This is a genomic window from Serratia sp. A07 (assembly GCF_058725505.1).
Window position 1 is genome coordinate 24,898 of the sequence record NZ_JBZXDO010000037.1, and the last position, 10,324, is coordinate 35,221.

General features: G+C 59.6%; 9 protein-coding genes. 3 read left to right on the forward strand and 6 right to left on the reverse strand.

What is annotated here, in order from left to right:
• Nucleotides 1-5: 5 nt before the first annotated feature.
• Nucleotides 6-437, reverse strand: coding sequence for a GNAT family N-acetyltransferase (locus tag AC4PR2_RS23785; RefSeq protein WP_060441177.1), 432 nt, complete (start codon nucleotides 435-437; stop codon nucleotides 6-8).
• A 9-nt stretch (nucleotides 438-446) separates the two neighbouring features.
• Nucleotides 447-926, reverse strand: coding sequence for a tetratricopeptide repeat protein (locus AC4PR2_RS23790; protein ID WP_142110334.1), 480 nt, complete (start codon nucleotides 924-926; stop codon nucleotides 447-449).
• Nucleotides 927-1,142: 216 nt separating this feature from the next.
• On the opposite strand from AC4PR2_RS23790, the gene ypfM reads away from it, so the two are divergent.
• Complete coding sequence (ypfM, locus tag AC4PR2_RS23795) at nucleotides 1,143-1,202, forward strand: protein YpfM (protein ID WP_100396732.1); 60 nt, start codon at nucleotides 1,143-1,145, stop codon at nucleotides 1,200-1,202.
• Between the two features lie 127 nt (nucleotides 1,203-1,329).
• Here the strand turns inward: ypfM and acrD are convergent, their stop codons facing one another.
• Nucleotides 1,330-4,467 carry a multidrug efflux RND transporter permease AcrD gene (gene acrD / locus AC4PR2_RS23800; RefSeq protein ID WP_060441179.1) on the reverse strand — a complete coding sequence of 1,046 codons (3,138 nt, stop codon included), beginning with the start codon at nucleotides 4,465-4,467 and terminating at the stop codon, nucleotides 1,330-1,332.
• Between the two features lie 293 nt (nucleotides 4,468-4,760).
• Between acrD and AC4PR2_RS23805 the strand changes: the two genes are divergently transcribed.
• A complete protein-coding gene (locus tag AC4PR2_RS23805) occupies nucleotides 4,761-5,039 on the forward strand; it encodes a winged helix-turn-helix domain-containing protein (RefSeq protein ID WP_004941750.1) in 279 nt (92 codons plus the stop codon).
• Nucleotides 5,040-5,071: 32 nt separating this feature from the next.
• Here the strand turns inward: AC4PR2_RS23805 and AC4PR2_RS23810 are convergent, their stop codons facing one another.
• From AC4PR2_RS23810 to AC4PR2_RS23820, 3 genes are all read right to left on the reverse strand, one after another.
• Nucleotides 5,072-5,704, reverse strand: coding sequence for a response regulator (locus AC4PR2_RS23810; protein ID WP_049197963.1), 633 nt, complete (start codon nucleotides 5,702-5,704; stop codon nucleotides 5,072-5,074).
• A gap of 161 nt (nucleotides 5,705-5,865) precedes the next feature.
• Nucleotides 5,866-7,542 (reverse strand): nitrate/nitrite two-component system sensor histidine kinase NarQ, encoded by a 1,677-nt coding sequence (gene narQ / locus AC4PR2_RS23815; protein WP_197757143.1) that lies wholly within the window; start codon nucleotides 7,540-7,542, stop codon nucleotides 5,866-5,868.
• Between the two features lie 253 nt (nucleotides 7,543-7,795).
• A complete protein-coding gene (locus tag AC4PR2_RS23820) occupies nucleotides 7,796-9,442 on the reverse strand; it encodes a M60 family metallopeptidase (protein WP_346420557.1) in 1,647 nt (548 codons plus the stop codon).
• 234 nt (nucleotides 9,443-9,676) lie between these two features.
• Between AC4PR2_RS23820 and nudK the strand changes: the two genes are divergently transcribed.
• Nucleotides 9,677-10,252 carry a GDP-mannose pyrophosphatase NudK gene (nudK, locus tag AC4PR2_RS23825; RefSeq protein WP_492175562.1) on the forward strand — a complete coding sequence of 192 codons (576 nt, stop codon included), beginning with the start codon at nucleotides 9,677-9,679 and terminating at the stop codon, nucleotides 10,250-10,252.
• The last annotated feature ends 72 nt before the right edge of the window (nucleotides 10,253-10,324 follow it).

The window sequence follows — 10,324 nt, forward strand, 5'->3', positions numbered from 1 at the left end:
CGCGTTTAACGCACGTAGCCTCCCTGTTGCAGGCGCTGCAGAGAGGCGCCGTCCGCATACACCATGCCGGTGGTCAAATCGTGAAAGCCGTACTTTTTATAAAAGGCCAGCTTTTCCGGGACGGAATAGATGAAAATCTTGCCGAGCGGCGCCAGGTCTTGCATCACCCGATCCATCAACCGGCGCCCCAATCCCTGTCCCTGAAAGCGCGGATCGATCGCCACGTCGGCCAGGTAAGCGACCGAGGTCAGATCGCTGATGGCGTGCGCGGTGGCGATCAGCTCGTCGCCGATAAACCCCCAATAGCAAAACTGGCTGTGTTGGTAAACGCGCCGCAGGGTGTGTGGATCGCGCTTGCCCAGTCCGGCTGCCTCCAGCAATTCGCACAGCCGCTGCCAGTCGATGGCGCGGCGGTTCAGATCGGTGACAATTTCCATCGTTTTCCTCTAACCAATAAGATTGAGATCGGCGGCATAGTGCCGAATGGCGCGCTGATAGCCGCGGATGTCGGGGTCTGACGAGGTGTCCGCCAACAGCAACAACAGATCGGCCACGGCCCGTTTATTTTCGCCCAGGTTGTACAGCGCCATAGCGCGAAACAGCATCAGCTCGTTGGCCTGCGGGAACTCGGTCAGGCCATCGTCGAAAGCCCGTAGCGAAGCCGGGTATTCTCCCAGGGCGCGGTAGGTGCTGCCGAGGCCCAGCCAGGCCTCGCGGCGCTGGGCGGGCGGCAAATCGCGGGCCAGCGCCGCGAGGTAGCAGGGAATGGCCTGTTGCTCCAGACCCTGTACGTCATACAGGCAGGCCAGCTGAAAGTGCAGCATCGCCGCTTCCGGTTCTGCTGCCAGCTGCCGTAGCGCCAGTGCAGTGGCTTCCTGATAGCGGCCCTGCGTTTTCAGCTGTGAAAGAGACAAAGAGGTGGACATGATCGGCGCTCCATTGGCGTATTTTTATACCTTTTACACGCTATCGTGGAGAAATTGATATCACAAGGGAATAGCTGCACTGAGTATTGATCAGATAAATACGAAAATGTGCGCTAACCCCGGTTTCCGGGCCCGGCATCGTTCCCGTTTCCCTTCACATGGTCAAAAAACAGGCGTAGAATCCGCTTCGTCAAATAATTGAGGTTGTAAAGTATTATGGTTGATCGTGAATTAGGAAACTGGAAAGACTTCATTGATGAGATGTTGGGCAACTGACACAGCGTTGAAGCAGATGGCAAGGTTGAGTCATTGGAGCGTCACTGAAACACCTTGGGAACGAGATTATCGTTTGAAATAAAGCAGCATCGGTTCACCCGACGCTGCTTTTTTTATATCCCGCGGGTCAGTCCCCGGCGGCCGTCGTATTGCCTGCCGGATGCGCTTTACCCGGGAAACGGCGGCGCACCAGTACGAAGAACAGCGGCACGAAGAAAATGGCCAGCAGGGTGGCGGAGATCATGCCGCCCATGACCCCGGTGCCGACCGCATGCTGGCTGCCGGAACCGGCGCCGCTGCTGGTGGCCATCGGCAGCACGCCGAAGATAAACGCCAGCGAGGTCATCAGGATCGGCCGCAGACGCATGCGTGACGCATCGAGCGTGGCGGACATCAGATCCTGCCCTTTATGGTTCAGCTCATTGGCGAACTCGACGATCAGAATGGCGTTTTTCGCCGACAGCCCAATGATGGTCAGCAGGCCAACCTGGAAATAAACGTCGTTCTCCAGGCCGCGCAGCCAGGTGGCGGCGACCGCGCCGATCACCCCCAGCGGCACCACCAGCATCACCGAGAACGGGATCGACCAGCTCTCATACAGCGCCGCCAGGCACAGGAACACCACCAGCAGCGAGATGGCGTACAGCGCCGGCGCCTGCGAGCCGGACAGCCGTTCCTGATAGGACATCGCGGTCCATTCCAGGCCAAAGCCGGTCGGCAGTTGGCTGACCAGTTTCTCCATTTCCGCCATGGCGGTGCCGGTGCTGACGCCGTTGGCCGCCTCGCCGACGATCTCCAGCGCCGAGCTGCCGTTATAGCGCTCCAGCCGCGGCGAGCCGTACTCCCAGTGTGAGGTGGCGAAGGCCGAGAACGGCACCATGCCGCCTGCGCTGTTGCGTACATACCATTTGTTGATGTCATCCGGCAGCATGCGGAACGGCGCCGCGGCCTGCACGTAGACTTTTTTCACCCGGCCGCGGTCGACGAAGTCGTTGACGTAGGTCGAGCCCCAGGCGGTGGAGAGGGTGTTGTTGATGTCGTCGATAGACACGCCCAGCGCCTGGGCCTTGCGCTGATCGATATCGATTTGCAGCTGCGGGCTGTCGTCCAGGCCGTTGTGGCGCACGCGCGACAGCAGCGGGTTTTGCCCGGCCAGCTGCAGCAGCTGATCGCGCGCCGCCATCAGCTTGGCGTGGCCGAGCCCGGCGTGGTCTTCCAACTCCATATCGAAGCCGGAGGAGTTGCCGAGGCCGGTGATCGCCGGCGGGCTGCTGGCGATCACCCGCGCTTCGTTAATCTTGTTGAATGCCAGCGTGGCGCGATCGATGATGTCGAACGAACTGTTGGCGCCCGAGGTGCGCAGATCCCAGTCTTTCAATCGCACAAACAGGCGCGCCACGTTCTGGCCGTTGCCGCCCGGGCCGGAGCCGATGATGGCGAACACCGACACCACATCCTGTTTCTCTTCGGTCAGGAAGTACTGCTCGACCTTTTCCACCACCTTAGAGGTTTGCTGCAGGGTGGAGCCCGCCGGCAGTTGCACCTGTACGGTGAAGATACCGCGGTCTTCCTGCGGCAGGAACGAGGTCGGCAGCTTGATGAACAGCAGCGCCATGCCGCCGAGCAACAGCAGATAAATCACCATGTAGCGGCCGCTGGCGTGCAGGATCCGCCCCACGCCGCGCTCATAGCGTTCGGCGTTGCGGTTGAACATGCGGTTGAACCAGCCGAAGAAGCCGCGCTTGCCGTGATGGTGCCCCTTGGCGATCGGTTTGAGCAGCGTGGCGCACAGGGCCGGGGTCAGGATCATCGCCACCAGCACTGACAACACCATGGCGGAGACGATGGTAATGGAGAACTGGCGATAGATGGCGCCGGTGGTGCCACCGAAGAACGCCATCGGCACAAATACCGCCGACAGCACCAGCGCGATGCCGACCAGCGCGCTCTGGATTTGCCCCATGGATTTGCGCGTGGCCTCACGCGGTGGCAGGCCTTCCTCGCTCATCACGCGTTCGACGTTTTCCACCACCACGATGGCGTCGTCCACCAGCAGGCCGATCGCCAGCACCATGGCGAACATGGTGAGGGTATTGATACTGAAACCGCAGGCGGAAAGGATGGCGAAGGTGCCCATCAGCACGACCGGCACGGCGATGGTGGGGATCAGCGTGGCGCGGAAGTTCTGCAGGAACAGGTACATCACCAGGAACACCAGCAGGATGGCTTCCAGCAGCGTTTTCACCACGTCCTTGATCGAGGCTTTGACGAACGGGGTGGTTTCATAGGCCACCTTGGCCTCCAGCCCGTGTGGGAAGTACTGCGACAGCTCGGCGATCTTGTCCTTCACCAGCTGGTCGGTCTGCAGTTCGTTGGCGCCGGAGGCCAACTTGATGTTCATGCCTGCGGCCTGCATGCCGTTGTAGCGGCTGAGGTAGTTGTAATTCTCGCCGCCCAGTTCGACGGTGGCGACGTTGCCCAGCGTCACCAGCGAGCCGTCCTGATTGACCCGCAGCGTGATCTGGCGGAACTGTTCCGGCGTCTGGAGCTGCGACTGGGCGTTGATGGTGGCGTTCAGCGCCTGCTTGTCGACCGACGGTGTGCCGCCCAGCTGGCCGACTGCCACCTGGGCGTTCTGCGACTGAATGGCCTTGACCACGTCCTGGGTCGTGAGCTGGTAGCTGTTGAGCTTGTTGGGATCGAGCCAGATGCGCATGGCGTATTGCGAGCCGTACACGTCCATGCTGCCGACGCCGTTGATGCGGCTGAGCGGATCCTGCAGGTTGGAGACGATGTAATCGGCGATGTCCTGCTTGTCCATGCTGTTGTCGGTGGAGACGAACGCCACCATCATCAGCGTGGTGTCGCCGGATTTCGACACCGTGACTCCCTGATTCTGCACCGCCTGCGGCAGACGTTTGATCGCCGCCTGCAGCTGGTTTTGCACCTGCTGCATCGCCTCGTTGGGATCGGTGCCGGCTTCGAACGTCAGCGTGACGGTGGCCTGGCCGGTATTGGTGCTCTGCGACGACATATACATCATGTTGTCGAGGCCGGTCATATTCTGTTCAATGATTTGGGTAACGGTGTTTTCCAGCGTTTGCGCCGAAGCACCTGGGTAAGTTGCGCTGATGCGCACGTTCGGCGGCGCCAAATTCGGGTATTGTTCTACCGGTAGGGAAGAAATCGCCAACGCCCCGGTCAGGCAAAGAATAATTGCCAGCACCCAGGCAAAAATCGGGCGATCAATAAAAAAATTGGCCATGCAGCGCGAACCTCGTTATGACTTGTTCTATCTTTAAAACGCATCAGAATTATGCATTTCAGCGGCAGGGAAGGATTCCGGCGCTATTGCACTTTACTCGGGATAGCCGAGGAAAGCGTGGAGAAAAAAAGGAGATAGTGTAAATAACGGTAGCGGAAAACGGCGTGGGTGTACTGGCGTCGGTAATTGTACGCTATTAAGACATTTTTATTACTTTCAAAGGCCTTGCGCATCTCTTCGCCGCAGGGAACCGGAAAGTAAAAACTGGACTTACCTTACAGCAGGAGCTTGGCATGGGAATTAACCCGGTATTTGCCCGTCGGCTTTATTTGTGCTGGCTGATCAGCCACAGTGAGCGGCCCAATGTGCCGCGGTTGATGGCGCTGACCGGCTGGCCGCGCCGCACGTTGCAGGATGTGCTGAAGGCGCTGCCCGGCATGGGCGTCGAGCTGCAGTTCGTGCAGCAGGGCGTGCGCAACAACGACGGTTTTTATCAGTTGGAAAGCTGGGGGCCGTTCAACAAGAGCTGGGTGCACCAGCATCATCAGGCGCTGCTCAGCGCCATCGAGTAAGCTGCCCCGGCGCATTGGCCGGGGCGGGGCGATCATTGACTTTTGTGCTCCAGGTACATCACCGTCGCCGCCACGCGAGAACGCACGTCCAGCTTGCGCAGTATGTTGCGGATGTGCACCTTCACGGTTTCTTCAGAGATATGCAACTGCGCCGCCACCTGCTTGTTGGACAGGCCGCGCGCCACCTCTTGCAAGACGTCCAGCTCGCGTTCGGTCAAGGCGGCGAAGGGATCGCGTTGCTCGCCGCGCGCCAGCAAATAGTCGGCCATGGCGTCGCTGATCACGTTCTGCCCTTCGGCGGCGGCGCTGATGTGTTCCAGCAGCTGTTCCGGCTCGCTGTCCTTCAGCAGGTAGCCGTCGGCGCCGGCGTCGATCAGCGCATACAAATCGCTGCGCGCGTCGGAAACCGTCAGCACGATGATGCGCGCATCCACGCCTTCGTCGCGCAGGGCCCGCAGCGTGTCCAGCCCGGACATGCCTTTCATGTTCAGATCCAACAAGATCACGTCCGGCGTGTGCTGCAGTGCCAGCGCAACCGCCTCACTGCCGTTGCCGGCCTCTGCCACCACGCCAAATCGCGCATCCAGTCCCAGCAGTTGTTTGATGCCGCGCCGCATCAACGGATGATCGTCAACGATCATGACTCGGTATTGCTTCATCACCATGAAATATGCTCCCTGTAGCAAGTAAAGCCACTCAAACGCGCCCTGGGGCGTGCTTCACAGTGGGACTGTCTCTTCAAAAATAGCGGCAATCTTCGCCGCAAACCTCCCCGGGCGGCCTTCTGCCCGGCGGCAGCCGTAACGCAAAGTGAACAGCGGCGAGGTCAGGGCGGGAATGTCAGGCAGACCGCCGTGCCGCCGCCGTTTCTGCGCCGAATGTGCAGCGTTCCTCCCAATCGCGCCGCGCGTTCGCTCATGATGGTCAAGCCGTAGTGCCCTTCCGGTTCCTCCAGACTGGCGATGCCGCAACCGTCGTCGATAATGCTGAATACGTTGTCGCCTGCGGCGTTGACTTCGCAACACAGGGTGATTTCATTCGCCCCGGCGTGCTTGACGGCATTGAGCACCGCCTCGCGCACGATCTGCAGCGCGTGCACCTGCTGCTGGGCATTGAGCGCCTGCGAAGGTAGCCGACAGTGTAACTGAATCCGCGCGGGGGTTAGAGCCTTTAATGGCTGCAACAGCTGCTCCAGCGCGGCGTTCAGGTCCGCCTCCTGAATATTGAGACGGAAGGTGGCCAGTAATTCTCTCAGTTGGCGATAGGCATCGGCCAGCGTGCGATCGAAATCGTCGATAATCACCTGCGCCGCCGGCGCATCGGTGGCGCGCCTGAGCAGCGTAAGCTGAATGCGCAGGAACGACAGCGTCTGCGCCAGCGAATCGTGCAGCTCGCGGGCGATGGTCGCGCGCTCTTCCATCAGCAGCAAATATTGGTGCTGCTTTTGCGCCCGGTTGAAGTAGACACCGCGGCCCAGCATGTTGGCCAGGCTCTGCATCAGATGAGGATGCGGCGGGTGCGCCTCGGGCTGCCAACGCAGCTCGCCAAGCGGTTTGTCGCTCTGGGTGATCGGCAGCGTGTTCCAGGCTTGCGTCGGCGCCGCTTCCCCTTCGTTCAGTTGCCATTGGCCGTGGTCGTCCGCCACGTTCAGCCGGATGCAGCGCAGCCGTTCGCTTTGGCGCACAATGCGCAGCACATTCTCGAACGCCTGCTGATCGATCTGGCGCACGCTCAGCGCCTGCGAACAGCGATACAGTACCTCCAGCGTTTCGTTGGCCTGCTGCAGGCGCCGGGTCTTTTCCTGCACTTTCAGCTCCAGCGACTGATAGAGCCGGGCCAGCTCGTCCGACATGGCGCTGAAGGTTTGCGACAGCACGCCGAGCTCGTTCGGCAGCGCCACGTCCAGCTGCGGGTGGCTGAAGTCGCGCTGCTGCACGCGCTGGCTGGCGTCGACCAGATGCTGCAGCGGCGTGACCACCTGGCGGCGCATAAAGCGAATGCAGAACAGCACCAGGCCAATGATGGCGGCGTAACCGATCACGCTGACGGCGGCCACCAGGGTGAGTTTCAGCTCGGAATAGCGCTGCAGGGCAGAAACGAAATGATCGACGCGGTTGACGTAGCCGGCGACCTCCGCCCGGTAGGCGGCCGCCTGCCCGCCGCGGATCTGGCGCTCCATCGTTTGCCATGCCCGTTGCAGCGCCAGATAGTGATTCCGCACCTCGGCCGGTACGTAAAACCGCGCCAGCTTTTGCAGCGCCGGCGCCTGTAAAGATTGCCGGTACTGCTGCAGGTGCAGCTCCAGCTCCGGGCTCTGCTGGTCGAGATCGAAGGCCAGCCGGTAGCTTTGCATGCGCAGCGAACCGGCGATATTGATCGCTTCGGCGTCGCTCTGGCTGCCGGCGACGGTGGTCAACGCCAACCCGGTGGCGAGCACCGACAGTATCACGATGCCGAACAGCGCTCTGGCCAGGCTGCCGGTCACGGAACGTTTAACAAGCAATCATGGATCCTTCTCTCAGGTGAGGCGCTTCGCCAGTTTCATTCGAAAGCAAAACTATAACTTTTGCAACTAAAATGCACCGCGATTTGTATCAAGTTGTCAACAAAACGGGAACAATTGTCGTCGTATAATCAAATGAATAGCGAAATGCCCGCCGATGTTCAGCGGCGGGCTGGTTTCCTCCGGCGATTTGTCTTTAGCGTGGATCAAATCTTGCGCAAGGCTCCTCGTCGGCGGTTTTTGTCACTGCCGGTCAAGGCGTCGGCAGATGCATCGCGGCAACCTGTTTCGCCGCAGCATCGCTGAAGCGCAACCCCCAGCGGGTAAAGTACTCGCGCAGATCCTGCCCCGCCTCCCGGCTGTAGACGACCACGCTGAAGTCGATGACCTTCTGCGGCGTGCCGAAGACGTATTTATATTTATCCTGCATGGTGTTACCCGGTGCCGCGAAGGCCTGCTTCAACCGTTCCTGATTGATGCGCGGGAAGAAGGATTCATCATAAGCATGCAGCAGATGGGTAAAGAATCCCAGTGCGAGATCGTGCTGCTGCTTCGGGAACTCATCGTAGCGCACTTCCGAAGCGAGGAACTTACGCACCGCATCCCGATCCCACTCTTTGTCTGCCCCCAGTTTGCAGGTCGGGCCATAGTCAAAATCGTTACGTTCCGACAGCAGGCGGCAGGCCAGTACCGAATAGCGGTTGACCTGCACTTCGGGGAACACGTTGTATTCCCACTGCGGCTCGTTCTCGTGCCCCAGTTCGTGCCAGAGCCCCCAGTGAGCGGCATTGGCGCGGGTGGTCTTGTCGGCGAAGAAACCGACGTTGACCGCGCCCTCGCGGTATTCCGCGCTGCAGCATTTGCTGTAGTTGAGGAACAGGGAGCCCTGTGACGCCGTGAACATCTCGTGGGTACCATCCATGCCGTTCACCGCTTCATACAGCGCGGCAATGCTGAGGCTTTCCCCCAGCGATTTATTGATGATCTCCTGCGTTTTGTCGGTGATTTTCTTCGGTACGAAGTGATTGGATTTACCGTCATACAACACGACGCCGCCCAGGATGCTGGCGCCGGCCTTCTGTTGCTCCCAGTCGCCTTGCGTATTTTGACCGAGAATGTGCAGGTTGCTGTCGCCACCGCCGCTCACCTCAAACCGGACCAATTCGCCGTTTTGCTGTTTTTGCGGATGGCTGCAGCCTAAGGCCAGTACGCCGGTTTGCGCGAAGGTATAAGTGGTCTCCTTGTTGGCATCAAGCTTTCGTTTTTCCGAGTAGATGCTGTCGACATTATCGAAACGGGCGCTGGTCGCCGCAAAACATGAGCTGCCTGCCGGAATGGCCCCGGTCTTGATCGTGACGCTGTCGCCCTGATTCCCCAGCGTGCGGGTGTAGAAGAAAATTCCGCGCGCCATGCTGCCATACAAGGAGTTGTACCAACTGGCGGCGTGAACGATCGGCAGCCGGTAGACATTTGGCGTGTCTGACGGGTACATCTGCATGGTGCGCTTGAGCCAATACAGCGGCGTGCGGGCATCTTGCGAGTCCGCCAGCGCCTGTTCGGCGTCTTGATTCAGCGCGTCCAGGCTGGTGCCGATGTAACGCAGCGCATCGTTGAATCCCTCCTGCTCGGCGTAGGCTTGCCACCAGGGGGCTTCCTGGGCGGTACACTGGCCGAGGTTTTGCCAGGGTTCGCCGACCCAACCGGCTACGCCGGGGATATGGTGCTTTTCTGCCCACCATTTATTGGCGAACAGCGCATTGTCCTTGATGACCTGTGTGCCTTTGATGGCGTAGGTTTTAGCCGTCCATTCCGGCACGTTGGCGCAGTCCGCCGCGTGGGCGCCGGCGCTGGCCATCAATAAAAGGCTTAACGGTAACAAGCAGCGATGAGTCAGTTTCACGTTGGTTTTCCCTAAAGAGGCGTTGAAAAATAAAGTAGGCGCGTGTTATTAGGATGATATTGGCGCTCTTCCTTATGGTTTTTTTTCAGGTTTTCCGCTACTTAGATGTACTTACTTTAAGATGATTTCAGGTTGGGGTACCGTTGGGAGAGATGATGTTTTGTTGCAAATCGTCTGCCGCGGCGCGGCGCAATCGCGGTATGATCTTCAGGTTGCTACTCAAGGGAAAAGGGCATGTCGTCGAAAATTGAGAATGTGAAGAAAGAGCTGCTGTCGGACAACTGGTATGTGCTGCACAAGTACACGTTCGATCTGAAACGCAAAAAAGGCGGTTCGGTGCAACAGGTGCGTGAGGTCTACGATCGCGGCAACGGCGCCACCATTTTGCTGTACAACCGCGCCAAGGGCACGGTGGTGCTGACCAACCAGTTCCGCATGCCGACCTATGTCAACGGCAACGAAAGCGGCATGTTGCTCGAGGCCTGCGCCGGCCTGCTGGACGCCGATTCGCCGGAGCAGTGCGCGCGCCGCGAAGCGGTGGAGGAAACCGGCTTCCAGGTGAGCGAGGTCAAGAAAATCTTCGAAGCCTACATGTCGCCGGGCGGCGTGACCGAGATCGTGCACTTCTTTATCGCCGAATACCATGACGATGAGCGGCGCGCGGCCGGCGGCGGCATTGAAGATGAAGATATCGAAGTGATCGAACTGCCGTTCAGCGAAGCGGTGGCGATGATCGCCGACGGCCGCATTAAAGACGGCAAGACCATCATGCTGCTGCAATATTTGCAGATTCATCGGGTGATGGCATAAAAAAAGCCGGTCACGATGACCGGCTTTTTTATCGGCTTGCGCCAGGCCGCTTACTTCAGCAGCGCCTGCGCC

Coding starts and splice junctions, on each gene's coding strand:
- AC4PR2_RS23805 (WP_004941750.1), top strand. CDS start 4,761: ATGGGAATTAACCCGGTATTTGCCCGTCGGCTTTATTTGTGCTGGCTG.
- nudK (WP_492175562.1), top strand. CDS start 9,677: ATGTCGTCGAAAATTGAGAATGTGAAGAAAGAGCTGCTGTCGGACAAC.
- AC4PR2_RS23785 (WP_060441177.1), bottom strand. CDS start 437: ATGGAAATTGTCACCGATCTGAACCGCCGCGCCATCGACTGGCAGCGG.
- AC4PR2_RS23810 (WP_049197963.1), bottom strand. CDS start 5,704: ATGGTGATGAAGCAATACCGAGTCATGATCGTTGACGATCATCCGTTG.
- AC4PR2_RS23790 (WP_142110334.1), bottom strand. CDS start 926: ATGTCCACCTCTTTGTCTCTTTCACAGCTGAAAACGCAGGGCCGCTAT.
- acrD (WP_060441179.1), bottom strand. CDS start 4,467: ATGGCCAATTTTTTTATTGATCGCCCGATTTTTGCCTGGGTGCTGGCA.